This is a genomic window from Brevundimonas phoenicis, from assembly GCF_047237745.1.
GTDB lineage: Bacteria > Pseudomonadota > Alphaproteobacteria > Caulobacterales > Caulobacteraceae > Brevundimonas.
Genome location: NZ_JBDFLN010000001.1, coordinates 14,718 through 30,035 on the forward strand (window position 1 = coordinate 14,718; position 15,318 = coordinate 30,035).

Annotated in this window: 16 protein-coding genes; 8 read left to right on the forward strand and 8 right to left on the reverse strand. The window is 69.0% G+C overall.

Annotated features, from left to right (window positions below; genetic code table 11):
• The first annotated feature begins 254 nt into the window (after positions 1–254).
• From ABC419_RS00080 to ABC419_RS00090, 3 genes are read left to right on the forward strand one after another with little or no spacing between them, the layout of a single operon-like run.
• Positions 255–659, forward strand: coding sequence for a pilus assembly protein N-terminal domain-containing protein (locus ABC419_RS00080; protein ID WP_200168533.1), 405 nt, complete (start codon positions 255–257; stop codon positions 657–659).
• A gap of 8 nt (positions 660–667) precedes the next feature.
• Complete coding sequence (locus ABC419_RS00085; protein WP_200168534.1) at positions 668–1,198, forward strand: TadE/TadG family type IV pilus assembly protein; 531 nt, start codon at positions 668–670, stop codon at positions 1,196–1,198.
• The gene (locus ABC419_RS00090; RefSeq protein ID WP_412876727.1) at positions 1,195–1,752 is read left to right on the forward strand and encodes a TadE/TadG family type IV pilus assembly protein; all 558 of its coding nucleotides are present in this window, start codon (positions 1,195–1,197) and stop codon (positions 1,750–1,752) included. The genes ABC419_RS00085 and ABC419_RS00090 overlap by 4 nt, the downstream gene beginning before the upstream one ends.
• A 1-nt stretch (position 1,753) precedes the next feature.
• On the opposite strand, the gene ABC419_RS00095 is transcribed toward ABC419_RS00090, so the two are convergent.
• From ABC419_RS00095 to ABC419_RS00115, 5 genes are all read right to left on the reverse strand, one after another.
• Positions 1,754–3,067 carry an anthranilate synthase component I family protein gene (locus ABC419_RS00095; protein ID WP_412877990.1) on the reverse strand — a complete coding sequence of 438 codons (1,314 nt, stop codon included), beginning with the start codon at positions 3,065–3,067 and terminating at the stop codon, positions 1,754–1,756.
• Positions 3,064–3,840: a tyrosine-protein phosphatase gene (locus ABC419_RS00100; protein ID WP_412876726.1), complete on the reverse strand. Its 777-nt coding sequence runs from the start codon at positions 3,838–3,840 to the stop codon at positions 3,064–3,066. Before ABC419_RS00100 ends, ABC419_RS00095 begins: the two co-directional genes overlap by 4 nt.
• Positions 3,841–3,881: 41 nt before the next feature.
• Positions 3,882–4,211, reverse strand: a complete 330-nt coding sequence (locus tag ABC419_RS00105) for a winged helix-turn-helix domain-containing protein (protein WP_412876725.1) — start codon at positions 4,209–4,211, stop codon at positions 3,882–3,884.
• A gap of 1 nt (position 4,212) precedes the next feature.
• Complete coding sequence (locus ABC419_RS00110; protein WP_412876724.1) at positions 4,213–4,839, reverse strand: hypothetical protein; 627 nt, start codon at positions 4,837–4,839, stop codon at positions 4,213–4,215.
• Between the two features lie 160 nt (positions 4,840–4,999).
• Positions 5,000–6,445 carry an AMP nucleosidase gene (locus ABC419_RS00115; protein WP_412876723.1) on the reverse strand — a complete coding sequence of 482 codons (1,446 nt, stop codon included), beginning with the start codon at positions 6,443–6,445 and terminating at the stop codon, positions 5,000–5,002.
• Positions 6,446–6,556: 111 nt separating this feature from the next.
• On the opposite strand from ABC419_RS00115, the gene ABC419_RS00120 reads away from it, so the two are divergent.
• On the forward strand, positions 6,557–7,093 hold the full coding sequence (locus ABC419_RS00120) for an SRPBCC family protein (RefSeq protein WP_412876722.1): 537 nt from the start codon (positions 6,557–6,559) through the stop codon (positions 7,091–7,093).
• Between the two features lie 4 nt (positions 7,094–7,097).
• Here the strand turns inward: ABC419_RS00120 and ABC419_RS00125 are convergent, their stop codons facing one another.
• The 3 genes from ABC419_RS00125 to ABC419_RS00135 form a co-directional block, all read right to left on the reverse strand.
• The gene (locus ABC419_RS00125) at positions 7,098–7,748 is read right to left on the reverse strand and encodes an alpha/beta hydrolase fold domain-containing protein (protein ID WP_412876721.1); all 651 of its coding nucleotides are present in this window, start codon (positions 7,746–7,748) and stop codon (positions 7,098–7,100) included.
• 65 nt (positions 7,749–7,813) lie between these two features.
• On the reverse strand, positions 7,814–9,934 hold the full coding sequence (locus ABC419_RS00130) for a S9 family peptidase (RefSeq protein WP_412876720.1): 2,121 nt from the start codon (positions 9,932–9,934) through the stop codon (positions 7,814–7,816).
• A gap of 88 nt (positions 9,935–10,022) precedes the next feature.
• Complete coding sequence (locus ABC419_RS00135) at positions 10,023–12,119, reverse strand: dipeptidyl-peptidase 5 (RefSeq protein WP_412876719.1); 2,097 nt, start codon at positions 12,117–12,119, stop codon at positions 10,023–10,025.
• 69 nt (positions 12,120–12,188) lie between these two features.
• On the opposite strand from ABC419_RS00135, the gene ABC419_RS00140 reads away from it, so the two are divergent.
• From ABC419_RS00140 to murU, 4 genes are read left to right on the forward strand one after another with little or no spacing between them, the layout of a single operon-like run.
• Positions 12,189–13,067: a lysophospholipid acyltransferase family protein gene (locus ABC419_RS00140; protein ID WP_412876718.1), complete on the forward strand. Its 879-nt coding sequence runs from the start codon at positions 12,189–12,191 to the stop codon at positions 13,065–13,067.
• On the forward strand, positions 13,064–13,525 hold the full coding sequence (tsaE, locus tag ABC419_RS00145) for a tRNA (adenosine(37)-N6)-threonylcarbamoyltransferase complex ATPase subunit type 1 TsaE (RefSeq protein WP_412877989.1): 462 nt from the start codon (positions 13,064–13,066) through the stop codon (positions 13,523–13,525). The genes ABC419_RS00140 and tsaE overlap by 4 nt, the downstream gene beginning before the upstream one ends.
• Positions 13,518–14,606: an N-acetylmuramate/N-acetylglucosamine kinase AmgK gene (amgK, locus tag ABC419_RS00150; protein WP_412876717.1), complete on the forward strand. Its 1,089-nt coding sequence runs from the start codon at positions 13,518–13,520 to the stop codon at positions 14,604–14,606. The genes tsaE and amgK overlap by 8 nt, the downstream gene beginning before the upstream one ends.
• Positions 14,603–15,316, forward strand: a complete 714-nt coding sequence (gene murU, locus ABC419_RS00155) for an N-acetylmuramate alpha-1-phosphate uridylyltransferase MurU (RefSeq protein ID WP_412876716.1) — start codon at positions 14,603–14,605, stop codon at positions 15,314–15,316. The genes amgK and murU overlap by 4 nt, the downstream gene beginning before the upstream one ends.
• Positions 15,317–15,318 lie beyond the last annotated feature (2 nt).

The following is a 15,318-nucleotide window of genomic DNA, read 5'->3' on the forward strand; positions in this document are numbered from 1 at the left end:
AACAGTTCCACCATTCAGGGTCACCGGCTTTGCCCGCTTGACCCCCGTTTGCATGACGACAATGCCGCCTCGTGGATTAAGGACGAGTAAAATCTACCAGCCTCCCGCATGAATATGATGGTTACTTTGATGTTTACTATAAAAGTCCCTGCCGACCGGCATTCTCTGGAATTTCAGGAAATCTTGACCTTTGGGTCGCACCTTTCGTGCGCGGCGTCGCGCGCGCCGGTTCCTTTGACTCCGGAGGCCCCGACATGCCGGCATCGGCCAAGCCCAAGGGCGCAAGCCTGATCCGCACCCTGTTCGTCGCCTTGCCGATCGCGCTGGGCGCAGCGCCGGCATCGGCGCAGGAGCGGCCGCTGGAGGTTCGAATTCATCAGGCGACGCGCGTCAATCTGAGCGCAGCCGCCGGATCGGTCATCGTGGCCAACCCCGGTATCGCCGACGTGGCGGTGACGGACGCCCGGACCCTGTTCATCACCGGCAAGGATTACGGCGTGACCGAGATCATCGCCGTCGACGCCCTGGGTCGGCCCCTGTTCCAGCGCCAGGTCGTGGTGGCCCCCGCCGGAACCGGCGCCGTACGAGTCTGGCGCGGCCGCGAGGCGACCGAAGTGACCTGCGGCACGGCTTGCGCCCCCGCCGGGCGCGGCTCATAGGCCCGGCCTTGTCAACGCGCCGCCAGGCTCGGGATCGACGCGAAGGCTCGACGGCGATCGAGTTCGGGCTGGTTGCGATCCCGTTCTTCCTGCTGCTCTTCGGCATTCTGGAGATCGGCCTGATGCTGCTGGTCGACGCCCTGGTCGAGACGGCCGCCTCGGACGCTGCGCGGCAGATCCGCACCGGCCAGGCCCAGGAAGAGAAGCTGACGCCGGAACAGTTCAAGACCCACTTCTGCTCTGAAATGGGCTTCTTCTCCAGCAACTGCGGCAGCCGCGCCTTCATCGATGTGCGCGTCATCGACGATTTTTCGCTCAACGATCCGAACAAGCAGCCGCCTGACCCGATGAGCGGCGCGCGGTTCGACTCCAGCCAGCTCGGCTTCGAACCCGGCGCGCCGGGCGAGCGGGTTCTGGTGCGCATCTGGTACGAACAACCGATCTTCACCCCGGTGATCGCCCAGGCCGTATCGCGCACCAAGGATAACCGGGTGATGCTGACGACCACCCTGGCTTTCCGCAACGAGCCCTACCAATGAGCCGGCGCCCGCGCTTCACCCCCCTAAGGCGTCTGCCTCGCGACCAGGGAGGCGCGACAGCGATCGAATTCGCCCTGATCGCGCCGATCATGATTCTGCTCTATTTCGGCCTGGTCGAGTTCAGCCAGGGCTTCATGGCCCAGCGCCGCGCCAGCCACGCCGCCTCGGTCGTGTCCGATCTGATCGCCCAGAGCGAGCGGACCAGCCGCGCAGGCATCGACGCGGTCTTTGCGGTCGGCGGACTGATCATGCGCCCCTTCCCCGCCAGCGAGCTATCGGTCCGGGCCTCCAGCATCGCCGTCGACGCCAACGGCAAAGCGACGGTGGAATGGAGCCACGGCAACGGCAAGGCGCTGGCCCCGCTCCAACGCGACGATCCGATCACCGACCTGCCGTCCGACGTGGTCGAGAAGGAACAGACCATCATCATGGGCGAGACGGAATACGTCTATCAATCGCCCTTCGCCGCGGTCCTGCCCAAACCGGTCACGCTGTCTCGCCGTTACTTCTTGCGCCCGCGAACCGTCGATCGCGTCGTCTGCACCGACTGCTGACCTAACCGACCAGAGCCTCCTTCAGCGCCAGGATCTTGGCCTCGGTCTCCAGCCGCTCGGCGTGCGGGTCGCTATCGGCGACGATGCCCGCGCCGGCCTGGGCGCGCCAGCCCCAGCCCGCCGCATCCTGCACAAAGGCCGCCGTCCGGATCAGCACAGACGCCGTCAGCGCCTGATCACCGTCCAGCCCCAGGCCGAACAGGGAGCCGCACCACGGCCCGCGCGGCGGCTCATGGCCCGCGATCACCTTCATGGCCTGATGCTTGGGGGCCCCGGTGATGGAGCCGGGCGGAAAGGCGGCTTCCAGCACGTCGGCCGGGCCGAAACCGTCCGCCGCCTGGGCGCTGACCGTCGAGACCAGATGATGCACGGTCGGATGACGCTCGACCTCGAACAGGCGCTCGACCCTGACCGAGCCCGGTCGCGCCGCCCGCGCCAGATCATTCCGCATCAGATCGACAATCATCAGGTTCTCGGCCCGATCCTTGGCGCTGGCGGCCAGTTCAGCGGCCAAGACGGCGTCGATGGCCGGATCGGGATCACGCGGACGCGTGCCCTTGATCGGCCGGGTTTCCATCCGCCCATCGACGCCGTCAAAGGTCAGGAACAATTCGGGCGAGTTCGACACGATGGCCCGCCCGCCTAACCGCCAGAAGGCGCCGTAGGCCGCGCCGCGCGCCGCCGATAGCCGAAGAAAGACGTCGAACGGGTCTCGCCCGGCCTCCAGCCGCCCGGACCAGGCGCGAGCGATATTGGCCTGGAACAGCTCGCCGGCTGCGATACGCGCCACGACGTCCGCCACCGCCGCCTCATAGACCTCAGGCGGCGCCTCGCCGTCAAAGGCGGATGCGGGCGCGGACGGCGCATCGGGCGCTTCGGTCAGCGTCAGCCATCCCGCCGCCCGGCGGACCTGCTCACGCGCCTCCGCCGCCGTGCGCCCGCGCCCCACGGCGTGGACGACCTTTTTCTGATGATCGAAGGCCAGCACGGCCGGATAGCGGGCCAGCATCAAGTCCGGCCAGGCCCCGCTCCGCTCGCCCGTCGCGGAACGCGCGCCGGCGTCATAGCTCATCAACCCGACAACGCCGCCTCCCGCAAAGCTCAGATCACGCAGAGCCTGGAACAGGGCCGCGTCATCCGCCCGCCCCGCCACGCTCAGATCCGGCTCGCAGGCGACAAAAGACAGCCTCCCGCCGTGCGCGGCGGGATCGCCCGCCCCGGCGATCAGCGCCAGCGCGCCCTCGCGCCGGTTCAACCCCGCCGCGACAGCCAGCGGATCGACCCAGCCGCACGGCTCGATCTGCAGAGCTTTCAGCGACACAGCCGCGCCCGTATACGATCGGCCCGGTCCGCATCCACGCCCAGAGCCTGATCCAGATAGGCGCGGATCGAGCCGTGCCGCATCTCGATGGCGGTGAAGGCGGCGTGCAGATAGCCGCCCTCCACCCCGAGAAAGGCGACGACGGCCCCGTGCGAAGCCATGCGGCCGGTGAAGGCGGTCAGCTTGCGCGCCATCTCCTCGGCCCGCTCGTCCAGTCTCACAGCCTGATTGGTCAGCAGGTAGTCGGCCATCAGATCGTCGCGCGATACGCCCAGCAGGCTGTGGGTCAAGGCCGCCAGCAGGCCGGTCCGGTCCTTGCCCGCCGCGCAGTGGATCAGCACCGGCCCCTCGACCTCGGCCAACAGGCGGAAGTAGCGGCCGAACAGGTCGACATGAGCCGCTTCGAAGGGCAGGCGGCGATAGGTCTCGGTCATGAAGGCGCGACCGGACGCCTCGGTCAGGTCGGCGGTCTTCAGAAAAGTCAGGTGCGGCGCCTCGCCGCCGTCGTCATGGTCGCTTTCGATCAGCGTCCCGGCCCAGCCGACCGGACGGCGCGAAGGTTGGGCGCGGCGCTCGCTGGGCCGACGCAGGTCGACCACGGCAGCCAGCTTCAGCGTCTCCAGTTGCGCCACGTCCGCCTGCGTCGCCCGCGCCTGATGCGCCGAACGATACAGCCGCCCGCGCGCCAGAAGACAGTCATCCACGGCGTAGCCGCCATAGTCGCGGAAGTTGTCGATGGCCTCGAACGGCGAAAGGCGGTCGCTCATGACCGCCTTCCTTAGACTGTTCCTCGAACGACGCCAGTCGCCTAACGCCCCGCCACCAGGGCCGACATGGCGTCCAGATAGGTAAGGAAGGCGTCGCGGCCTATCTCTGTCATGCTGGCCCGCGTCAGGGGCTTGCGGCCCTGAAAGCTCTTGGACACGGCGACGAAGCCCGCCTCCTCCAGCTTGCGCAAATGCACCGACAGATTGCCGTCCGTCGTCTGCAGCCGGGCCTTCAGTTCGCCGAAGTCGGCGCTCTCCACCCCGGACAGATAGGCCATGATCCCCAGACGCACCCGGCCGTGGATCACCTCGTCGATGCGGGCGATGTCGAAGTCGTCGCCCGCATCAAGCGCCGGTTCAGAGGCCGCCATGTTAAACCACCTCCGTCGGTTCCTGACGCACCAGGATCAGGCCCGGGATCAGCGCGAACAGGAACACTCCAGCCGCATAGCCCAGCCACATCAGGGGACTGCCGATCAGAAAGGCGATCAGCGGCGTCGCGATCCAGCAGCCGATGGCCAGATACCACTGCCACTTCTGGCCGCTCATGGTCGCCGACACCGCCCAGGCGGAGCCGTAAAGAGCGAAGATCAGCGAAGGGAAGATCATGGCCGGCGCCTCGCTTTGCGTCTTCCATCCGATCACCCCCATGGCCAGGGACATGACGAAGATGCCCAGACCGGCGCCCATCCAGCCCGCGCCGGAGGCGCGATTGCCCGCCGATTGCGCGCCCGGTTTGCGATCCGCCTGCCGGATCCCCACGACCAGAGCGCCGAAGAAGATCAGCATGGCCGTTCCCCAGACAACCGGGTAGGCGACAGGCGAAACGCCTATCAGGCCGCTGTCGACGCCGTAGTGAACGATAGCCGCCACGCCGAACACCAGGCCTGCGGTGATCAGAATGCGGCCGCCCACCAGCGGCGCCTGCCGCCCCTCCTGGGCGAGGGCCTTCATATAGGCGATGTCGTCGTGAACGGATTGAACCTGGTCGCGGGTCATGGCGTCTCTCCCTGCCTGTTGAAAGCGAGAATGGGCCAAGAACTTTATTCTGTAAAGTTCTTTCTTGAAATTGCGCCGCACGACCCTTCACCCTGCCCAGCGCCCAAGCAAAAAGGGCGCCGGGGGAGCCCCAGCGCCCTCTTCAGGTCAACGGGTCGTCTTACCGGAACGGCGGCTCGTCGAAGGCGCGTAGCTTGCGCGAGTGCAAACGGGCGCCTTCGGCGCGCAACAGGTCCACCGCCTGAATGCCGATCTGCAAATGCTCGGAGATCGAGCCTTCATAGAAGCGGTTGGCCTGGCCCGGCAGCTTGATCTCGCCGTGCAGCGGCTTGTCCGAGACGCACAGCAGCGTCCCGTAGGGCACGCGGAAGCGATAGCCCTGGGCCGCGATGGTAGCGCTTTCCATGTCGATGGCGACGGCGCGGCTCTGGTTGAAGCGCAGGGCCGACTTGGAATAGCGCAGCTCCCAGTTGCGATCGTCGGTGGTGACGACCGTGCCGGTGCGCAGCCGCTTCTTCACCTCTTCGCCCGGCGCGCCCGAGACCAGCTTGGTCGCGTCATAAAGGGCGCGCTGCACCTCGGCGATGTTGGGGATGGGGATGTCGGCGGGCAGAACGGCGTCCAGAACATGGTCGTCGCGCAGATAGGCGTGGGCCAGCACATAGTCGCCGATGGTCTGGCTGCCGCGCAGGCCGCCGCAGTGACCGATCATCATCCAGGCGTGCGGACGGGTGACGGCCAGGTGGTCGCAGATCGTCTTGGCGTTCGACGGCCCGACGCCGATGTTGACCAGGGTGATGCCCTGACCGTCCGGCCGCGTCAGATGATAGGCGGGCATCTGATGGCGACGCCAGGCCGCGTCCATGATGGCGACTTCCGGGTTCGGCGTGGCGCGGTCGATGACCACGCCGCCGGCGCACGACAGGGTCTCATAGGGGCTGTCCGGATCGGCCAGCTGGGCGCAGGCCCAACGCACGAACTCGTCGACGTAGCGATGATAGTTGGTGAACAGCACATAGGACTGCACGTCCTCGACCGGGGTGCCGGTGTAGTGACGCAGGCGGGCCAGCGAGAAGTCGGTGCGCAGGCCGTCGAACTGGGCCAGGGGGAAGTCCTCGCCCGGCTCGAACAGGCCGTCCGAGATTTCATCGCCGATGTGGGCCAGATCCGTGGTCGGGAACCAGCGGGCGATGGCCGCCGTCATGGAGCTGTCCAGCACCACGCCGGAGCCGTCCAGCACATAGGGGAAGGGGATTTCCTGTTCCGACGGCTCGACCGTGATCCGGGCGCCGTATTCGTCGGACAGCAGCGTCAGCTGCTCCAGCAGATAGGCGCGATACAGGTCGGGGCGGGTGACGGTGGTCGTATAGACGCCGGGGCGCGACAGGCGGCCGAAGGCGCGCGTCTCGAGATCCTGCGGGCGATCACCGAACCAGCTGATGGTCAATCGGGGATAGGCGAACAGGCCGGCGGCCCGGGCTTCGGGATCGGCGCGCTCGCCGGTCTCGAGAAAGCGCTTCACTGCGGTGCGCAGGTTGGCGACGGATTGGCTGTAGAGGGTTTCGAGGCGGTCCAGCGCCGCCTGGGGGGTCATCTTGTCTGTCATGGCTTCCTCTAGCGGAAAACCGTGACCTTGGCGAGACGGGGGAAACACGCTGACACGACAGTTGACCGCAGACGCGCCCGCGCGCTTCCTCGTGCAACTGGAGGATTTCCCATGGTTCGATGCTCGTTTCCGCTCATCGCCGCCGCCCTGCTGGCCGTCATCACTGTTCCGGCGCCCGCCTGGGCCGAGGTGAAGTCGGCCGCGCCGCATGGCTTCGAGGTCGGCGGGGCGCTGACCCTGAACGCGCCGCCCGCGCGGGTCTGGGCGCTGTTGACCGCGCCCGACGCCTGGTGGAGCCGCGACCACCGCTGGTTCAAGAACTCCGCCCTGTCGCTGGACCTGTCGCCCGGCGGCTGCTGGTGCGAGCGGGCGGCGGACGGCCGCGTCTCGCGCCATCTGGAGACGGTGCTGGTCGAGCCGGGATCGAAGCTCGTGCTGCAGGGCGGCCTCGGTCCGCTGCAGGGCCAGGGCGCGGCGGGCGGCCTGACGTTCAGCCTGAAGCCGGAAGGCGACGGGACGACCCTGACCTGGACCTATGTCGTCGGCGGCTACGCGAGCGGCGGGCTGGAAGCCTGGGCCGCGCCGGTCGACGGAGTGCTGTCGGCCCAACTGGCCAATCTGAAGACGCAGGCCGAGCGGGCCGACTGACGCCTCAGCCCAGCGCCTCGCGCAGGAAGGCGATCGCGCCCGTCCTATCGCCCGCCGCTCCGCGCCAGACCGACGCCGCGTCGGAGGCGCCGCCATAGGCGGACGGGTCGGTGAAGGTCGCGTCCGGCCGCTGCGGCGCGCCCAGGGCCGCCGCCGCACGCACCGCGCCGGGCGCGCCGGCCGCCGCCAGATAGCGCCGGTCCAGCGCCAGCATCAGCGCTGCACGACCGCCCTCGCCCTGGCCCAAAACGCCGATCCGCCTCGCATCGCCTCCCAGATCATCCGCCCGCCGCGCCGCCCATGCGACCGCCGCCGCCGCATCGGCGATGTAGGCTGGATAGGGACTGCCCGGCGCCGCGCGGCGGTCGGCCAGAACCACGACGAAGCCGCGCTCGGCCAGATCGCGCGCCGTGCGTTCATCCGCCGCCTCGGGCGCGCCGTCCGGCAGCAGGACCAGGATCGGCGAGCCGCCCGCCCGCGCCGGGCGATAGAAGCGCAGGCTCTGACGCGGGTCGGCGCCATAGGTCGCGCGCGCCGTGCGCCAACCGGGCGGCCCCAGCGCCACAGACGGCGCCACGCCCTCGCCGACGAACGGCGCGCAGGCGGCCGTCGCCACGGTCGCCAGCAGCGGCGCCAGAAGCCCTCGTCTCGTCATTCCGCCTCCCCGAAAGCCGAAGGGGCGCGGCCCTGTCGAACCGCGCCCCGAAGTCAAGCAGAGCCTTACTTGGCCAGATGCTTATCCAGCCAGCCGAATACCTCATTGTGCCACTGCAGGCTGTTGGCCGGCTTCAGCACCCAGTGGTTCTCGTCCGGGAAGAAGACGAAGCGGCTCTCGATCCCGCGCCGTTGCAGGGCGGTGAAGGTCGACAGGCTCTGCGAGGTCGGGATGCGGAAGTCGAGGTCGCCCTGAACCACCAGCATCGGATCGCGCCAGTTCTGCACATGGTTGGCCGGGTTGAACTTCTGATAGCCCTCCGGATTCTCCCACGGCGTGCCGCCGTATTCCCATTCGGTGAACCACAGCTCCTCGGTGCCGTAGCCCATGCCGAAGGTGTCGAAGACGCCGTCGTGGTTGACCAGGCATTTGAACTCGCCCGGCCAGTTGCCGGCGATCCAGTTGATCATATAGCCGCCGTAGGAGGCGCCCAGGGCGCAGGCGTTGTCACCGTCCAGGAAGCCGTACTTCGACTGGGCGAAGGCCCAGCCCTTCTGCAGGTCTTCCAGCGGGCGGTCGCCCCAGTGCTGGCTGATGGCGTCGGTGAACTCTTGGCCGTAGCCGGTCGAGCCGTGGAAATCGATCATCACCACCGCATAGCCCGCGCCCGCATAGGTCTCGGGGTTCCAGCGGTAGGACCAGCCGTTGCCGAACGAGCCCTGCGGCCCGCCGTGGATCAGGAACGCGACCGGATACTTCTGGCCCTCGACATAGTTGGCGGGCTTGATGACGTAGCCGTGGACCGTCTCGTCGTTCCAGCCGGGGAAGCTGAACTGTTCGGCCTCGCCGAAGGCCTTGGTCGCCAGCTGCGGGTTCACGTTCGTCAGGCGGCGCGGCATTTCGCGGCCGCGATAGGTCTTGAAGAACAGGTCGCTGGGCGAGGTCAGGGTGTCGACCGCCATGACGAAGCCCGAGGGCGTCTGCTGGAAGGCGCCGACGTGGCCCTCGCCCGTCAGCGGCGTCACCACCCCGTTGCGCGCGTCGATGGCGAACAGGCGGGTCTGACCGACGTCGCCGGCCGTGGTGTAGAGGGTGTTCCCGTCCTTCGACCATTGCAGGGTGTCAGCCGAACGGTCCCAGTTGGCCGCGATCTGGCGCGTCTGGCCGGTGGCGACGTCGCGCAGGAAGATCGAATATTTGTCGGCCTCGAAGCCCGGACGGGCCATGGCGCGGTAGGCCATGGTCTGACCGTCGGGCGAGAAGACCGGGCCGGTGTCCCAGGCCGGGTTGGCCTCGGTCAGATTGGTCAGTTGGCCCGGCGCCGAGACGGCGACGCTGTAGAGGTCGAAGTTCGTGCTCCACGGCTCGCTGTTCCCGGCCTTGCGCGCCGAGAAGACCAGCGACCGCCCGTCAGGGGCGAAGGTGAACTCGCTCTCGTCGCCGAACGGCTTGGAGGGGGTGTCGCCGTCAAAGCCCTCGGTCACCCAGACCGGCTCGCCGCCCGCCTTGCCGTCGGCGCCGATCGACTGGACGAACAGGTGGTTCTGGGTGTGGTCGTTCCACGTATCCCAGTGACGCACGAACATGCGGTCATAGACCTGGCCGGTCGACTTGCGCTCGGCCTCGGTCTTGCCGCGCGCGACCGAGGCGTTCAGGTCCGCCGCATCCGGATAGACGGCCAGAGACACGGCCACGGCATCGCCCGCGCCATTGATGCGATAGGCGTTGACGTCGGTCGGCAGGGCCGTGACCTGCGTCGCCGTCGCGCCCTTGTCGGCCGAGACCCAGACCTGGCTCGAACCCGAACGGCCCGACAGGAAATACAGCTTGCCGTCGGCGCCCCAACGGGCGGTGTTGGCGCCGCCTTCGGAGATGGCCAGCTTCTGCGGCTGGCCCTCGCCCTTCAGGCTCAGGATGTAGAGGGCGCTGGAACGCTTGTTGGCCGCCACGTCGGTCTGGGTCAGGGCATAGACCACCCACTCGCCGTCCGGCGACACCTGGGGATCGCCCAGCCGGTTGGCCGAGATCATGTCCTGATAGGTGAAGGCCGTACGGGCCTGGGCCGTCGCTGGGGCCGTCGCAGCCGCCGGAGCGACCAGCGCCCCCTCAGCCAGGGCCGGCAGGGCCGTGGCGGTCAGCAGGGCGGCGGCGCTGAGGCCGGACAGGAGATGGGGCAGGCGGCGCATTCAGGCGCTCCTCATGCGGATGTGAAGTCTGGCCGAAGGCCTAACACCGCCGCGCGCCGCCCGCAAAGTCTCCTGTTCAGCTCGCGGTTTACTGACCTTCCTTCGTCCAGTCGGCCGTCCAGTCCAGGATCTCCTGCTGCCACTCGACCCAGGTCTGCGGCTTCAAGACCCAGTGGTTCTCGTCCGGCACATGGACGAAGCGGCTGGGGATGTTCAGCCGCTGCAGGGCCGAGAAGGTCGCCAGCCCCTGCTCCATCGGCACGCGGAAGTCCTTGGAGCCGTGCAGCACCAGCATCGGCTTCTTCCAGTCGCCCGCATAGGTCTCGGGATTGTGGGCGTCATAGACCGCCTTGCGGTCCCAGGTCGCGCCGCCGAACTCATGGATGAAGGTCGAGATGTCCATGGCGTTCATCAGCTGGGGCACGTCGAACACCCCGGCGTGGTTGACCAGACAGCGCCACGGCTCGTTCCACTGGCCCGCGATCATATTGACCATATAGCCGCCGTAAGAGGCGCCCAGCGCGCAGGCTCGCTGGCCGTCGATCCACGGATTGGCCGACAGCGCCGCCTGCCAGCCCTTTTGCAGATCTTCCAGCGGACGGTCGCCCCAGTGGTCGTTGATGGCGTCGGTGAAGGCCTGGCCGTAGCCCGGCGAGCCGTGGAAGTTGACCATCACCACCGCATAGCCCGCCGCCGTATAGACCTGGGGGTTCCAGCGGTAGGACCAGCTCTCGGTCCAGGGCGACTTGGGCCCGCCGTGGATCAGATAGACGGCCGGATATTTGCGGCCCTCGACGAAGCCTGCGGGCTTGAACACCCAGCCGTGCGCCGTCTCGTCGTTCCAGCCCGGGAAGCGGATCTCCTCGGGACGCGGCAGGTCGATGCGGGCCAGCAGCTCGGCGTTGTGGTGGGTGGCCTGACGCGCGGCCTGGCCGTTCCGGGCGATGAAGACCTGCGTCGGGGCCGTGAAGCTCTCATGAGCGTAGGCCAGGACGCCGCCGACCTCGTCGAAGTCGCCGACCGAGCCGATGTCGGTCAGGGCCTTCACCGCGCCGCTGCGGGCGTCGATCTCGAACAGGCGGTTCTGACCCTCGTCGGCGGCCGTGACATAGAGCGCCCGGCCGTCCGAGCGCCAGGTCAGGCCGCTGGGGCCGCGATCCCAGTTCGTCAGGGCGCGAGCGTTCGCGCCGTTCGCATCGGCCACCATGACCACCGGCTGATCGCCGCCGACGTTCTCGCGCGGGGCCGCCAGCCAGGCCAGACGGCGTCCGTCGGGCGACAGGGCGGGCGCCCCGTCCGGTCCCGAATGGCCCTCGGTCAGATTGACCGGCGCGCCGCCGTCCAGGCTCAGGCGATACAGGTCGCTGTCGTTGGTGAAGGCGGCGCGGTCCGCCTGCTTGCGCGCCGCATAGATGAAGGCGCGCCCGTCGCGTGCGATCGTCAGTCCGCCCTCGCCGACGCTGACGTCGCCGTCCAGTCCGGCGGTCAAGTCGCGCGGCTGACCCTCGGCGAAGCCCGAGCCGTTCAGCGGCTGCAGGAAGATGTGGCTCTGGCGGCCGTCGGCCCAGCGTTCGAACACCCGCAGCGGCATCCGGTCATAGACCTGCTGGTTCGACTTGGCCCGTTCGGCCAGACGATCCTTGGTGCACTCCAGAGTCTCACAGTCCGTATAGACCGACACGCCCAGCACCAGGGCCTTGCCGTCCGGCGTGAAGCGGAAACCCGACAGGGACACCGGCAAGGTCGTCACCTGAGCCGCCGCCATGCCCTCGCGGTCCGTCCGCCACACCTGGGTCGATCCCCCGCGCGGCGACAGAAAGTAGATCGACTGCCCGTCCGGCGCCCAGCGCGCGCCCGAGACGCCGCCCTCAGAGATCGGCAGGCGACGCGGCGCCGTCGCGCCGTCGACGTCGGCCATCCACAGGCCGGTCAGGTTGCGGTTGCCGTCCCAGTCGGTGCGCGTCACGGCGTAGATGACGCGGCGGCCGTCAGGCGAGACGCGCGGATCGCTGACCCGCTCCATCATCGCCAGATCCTTCAGGCCGAGGCGGTCCGAGGCCTCGGCCGGAGCCGGCGCAACCGCCGCGGCCGGCGCTTCCTGGGCCAGAACCGGCGTCGCGGCCAAGCCGCCCGCCAGCAACAGCATCTGGACGGCCGCAGCCGTCATCCAGTGTGATCGGGTCATTACGCTACACTCCCCCAAAGAATGGTCAGGCTTCCTGCATAGGCGGCGATCCGGTCCTAGCCAAGCTGGATGGCGCTTGCCCGACGCCGCCGCCTCGGCGACAAGCAGGCGATGAGTCCGGCTCCGCACATTGTCGACATCCTGATCGCCGAGCGCGCGCCCCGCCTGACGGGATCAAGCGCCTGGCCCCTGGCGCGGCCCGCTCTCTACGGCCTGCTCGACTACGCCAAGGCGCGGCGCATGGCCGACGCCATCGGCCCCATGGGCGGTCGCCAGGCGCTGGACTACGTCTCCGACCTGCTGGAGCTGACGGTGCGGACGGCGCATCTGGATCGCCTGCCCGCCTCGGGCCGCTGTCTGGTTGTGTGCAACCATCCGACCGGCATCGCCGACGGCCTGGCCGTGCATGACGCCCTGCGCACGGTGCGAAACGACCTGATCTATTTCGCCAACGCCGACGCCCTGCGCGTCTCGCCTCGCCTGGCCGAGACCGTCGTCCCCGTCGAATGGGTCACGGCCAAGCGCACGCGCGAAAAGACCCGCGCCACCCTCCAGGCCGCGAAAGAGGCGTTCGAGGCCGAACGCTGCGTCGTCATGTTCCCGGCCGGACGCCTGGCCCGCGTCGGCCCGGACGGCCTGCTGACCGACCCCGAATGGGCCGCCACCGCCGCTTCGCTGGCCCGCAAATACGAGGCGTCGGTGATCCCGATCCACGTCGCCGGTCCGACCAGCCGCCTGTTCCACCTGTTCGACAAGGTGTCGCAGGAGTTGCGCGACATCACCCTCTTCCACGAACTGCTGAACAAGAAGGGCCGCGCCTTCGACCTGATCGTCGGCCGCCCCATCCCGCCGCTGGCCCTGGACGTCGACGCCCAGGCCGCCACCCTGAAACTGAAAACCTTCGTCGAGCGGACCCTGGCCGCCGATCCTGATGCGACCTTCGCCTGATGATTTTCGATCTTCCCGACGCCGACGCCACCACCCGCCTCGGCGAAGCCGTCGCCCCCCTGCTGGCGCCGGGCGAATCCGTCCTGCTCTACGGCCCGCTGGGCATGGGCAAGTCGACGCTGGCGCGCGGCCTGATCCGCGCCCTGACGCGCCCTGACGAGGACGTGCCGTCGCCGACCTTCACCCTGGTCCAGTTCTATGAGAGCGACCCGCCCATCGCCCATTTCGACCTCTATCGCCTGACCCGTCCGGAGGAGGCCTTCGAGGTCGGACTGGACGAGGCGTTGGACGAGGGCTGCGCCCTGATCGAATGGCCCGAACGCCTGGGCGACGATCCCGGCCGGATGCTCGGCCCCGACCGGTTGACCATCGAAATCTCCGAGGACGGCAAGGGCCGCCTTGCGACCGTAACTGGCGCAGGCTCATGGGAAGCCAAACTGAAGGAACTCCATGTCTGACCGCGAAGCCCTCCGTCTCGATTTTCTGCGCTCGGCCGGGCTGGCCGGGGCCGTCCGCGCGCCTCTGCCCGGCGACGCCTCGACGCGGCGTTACGAGCGGCTGACCACGCCGTCCGGCGCATCCCTGATGCTGATGGATCAGGCCCCCGCCGCCGAGAGCCGGCCCTGCGATCCGTCGTGGACGCCGGACCAGCGCCACGCGCACGGCTGGAACGCCGTCGCCCGCCTGTCGGCCGGACGCATCGAGGCCTTCGCCGCCGTCGCCGCACATCTGAAGTCGCTGGGCCTGTCCGCGCCCGAGATCATCGCCGTCGACGCCCCGAACGGCCTGGCCGTGATCGAGGATTTCGGCGACGCCCTGTTCGCCCGCGTCATCGAGGACGGCGCCGATCCCGCCCCCCTCTATCGCGCCGCCGTCGAGGCTCTGGCCGTCCTGCACGCCGCCCCGACGCCCGATGTCCTGACCGGCCCGGCGGGCGACTGGCCCCTGCTGACCTATGACCAGACGGCGCTGCAGGGCGGGGCCGACCTGTTCGTCGAATGGCTGCCCAAACTGATCCCCGCCCTCAGTTTCGACGAGGCCGCCGTCGCCGAATGGCGCGCGGCCTGGGCGCCGATCACGGCGATGGGCGAGGCGGGCGCGACCGTCATGGCACACCGCGACTATCACGCCGAGAATCTGATCCGGCTGGACGGCAGGACCGGCGCCGCGTCGGTCGGGATGATCGACTTCCAGGACGCCGTGAAGGCCCACCCGTCGTGGGATCTGCACTCCCTGCTGCAGGACGCCCGCCGCGATGTGGCGCCCGAGTTGGAGGCGCTCGCGCTCGACCACTACTTCACCCTGCGCCCCGAGACCGACCGCGAGGCCTTCATGGCCGCCTACGCCGGTCTGGCCGCCCTGAACGAGGCGCGCATTCTCGGGATCTTCGCCCGCCTGATCGCCCGCGACGGCAAGCCCCGCTACGCCGCCTTTATGCCGCGCATGTGGGCGCACCTGAACGCCAATCTGACGGCGCCCGGTCTCGAAGCCGTCGCCGCCTGGATGGACCGCCACGTGCCGAAGGAAGTGCGTCGATGACCGCCCCCACCACCGCCATGGTCCTGGCCGCCGGGCTCGGCACGCGGATGCGCCCGCTCACCAACGACCGGCCCAAGGCTCTGGTCGAGGTCGGCGGCAAGGCGCTGATCGACCATGTGCTCGACCGGCTGGCCGAGGCGGGCGTGACCGACGTCGTGGTCAACGTCCACTGGTTCGCCGACCGGCTGGAAAGCCATCTGGCCGCCCGCACGCGGCCGAGCATCCGCATCTCTGACGAGCGCGCCGAACTGCTGGAGACCGGCGGCGGGCTGAAGAAGGCCCGCCCCCTGCTGGGCGACGATCCCGTCTTCGTCGCCAATATCGACAGCGTGTGGATCGACCGCGGCGACGCGCTCGGCGATCTCATCCGCCTGTGGAATCCCGAACGCATGGACGCCGCCCTGCTGCTGGCCCGGCGCGAAGGCTCCATCGGCTTCGAGGGCGGCGGCGACTTCTTCCTGTCCGACGACGGCGCCCTGGCCTTCCGCGGCGAGGCGGCCAGCGCGCCCTACGCCTATATGGGCGTCCACATCACCCGGCCCGACTACGCCGACCACGGCCCTGACGGCCCCTTCTCGCTCAGCCCCCTGTGGCGCGCCTCGGCCGCCGAGGGCCGCCTGTTCGGCTGCGTGCTCGACGGCGACTGGATGCACGTCGGCGACCCGCAGGCGCGCGATGGAGCCGAGGCGCGGCTGAAGGCGGAGATCTGACC

What these genes read in the sequence shown, in the direction of transcription:
- ABC419_RS00080 (WP_200168533.1), top strand. Translation starts at nt 255, where the DNA reads ATGCCGGCATCGGCCAAGCCCAAGGGCGCAAGCCTGATCCGCACCCTG.
- ABC419_RS00090 (WP_412876727.1), top strand. Translation starts at nt 1,195, where the DNA reads ATGAGCCGGCGCCCGCGCTTCACCCCCCTAAGGCGTCTGCCTCGCGAC.
- ABC419_RS00100 (WP_412876726.1), bottom strand. Translation starts at nt 3,840, where the DNA reads ATGAGCGACCGCCTTTCGCCGTTCGAGGCCATCGACAACTTCCGCGAC.
- ABC419_RS00105 (WP_412876725.1), bottom strand. Translation starts at nt 4,211, where the DNA reads ATGGCGGCCTCTGAACCGGCGCTTGATGCGGGCGACGACTTCGACATC.
- ABC419_RS00110 (WP_412876724.1), bottom strand. Translation starts at nt 4,839, where the DNA reads ATGACCCGCGACCAGGTTCAATCCGTTCACGACGACATCGCCTATATG.
- ABC419_RS00115 (WP_412876723.1), bottom strand. Translation starts at nt 6,445, where the DNA reads ATGACAGACAAGATGACCCCCCAGGCGGCGCTGGACCGCCTCGAAACC.
- ABC419_RS00120 (WP_412876722.1), top strand. Translation starts at nt 6,557, where the DNA reads ATGGTTCGATGCTCGTTTCCGCTCATCGCCGCCGCCCTGCTGGCCGTC.
- ABC419_RS00125 (WP_412876721.1), bottom strand. Translation starts at nt 7,748, where the DNA reads ATGACGAGACGAGGGCTTCTGGCGCCGCTGCTGGCGACCGTGGCGACG.
- ABC419_RS00130 (WP_412876720.1), bottom strand. Translation starts at nt 9,934, where the DNA reads ATGCGCCGCCTGCCCCATCTCCTGTCCGGCCTCAGCGCCGCCGCCCTG.
- ABC419_RS00135 (WP_412876719.1), bottom strand. Translation starts at nt 12,119, where the DNA reads ATGACCCGATCACACTGGATGACGGCTGCGGCCGTCCAGATGCTGTTG.
- ABC419_RS00140 (WP_412876718.1), top strand. Translation starts at nt 12,189, where the DNA reads ATGGCGCTTGCCCGACGCCGCCGCCTCGGCGACAAGCAGGCGATGAGT.
- amgK (WP_412876717.1), top strand. Translation starts at nt 13,518, where the DNA reads ATGTCTGACCGCGAAGCCCTCCGTCTCGATTTTCTGCGCTCGGCCGGG.
- murU (WP_412876716.1), top strand. Translation starts at nt 14,603, where the DNA reads ATGACCGCCCCCACCACCGCCATGGTCCTGGCCGCCGGGCTCGGCACG.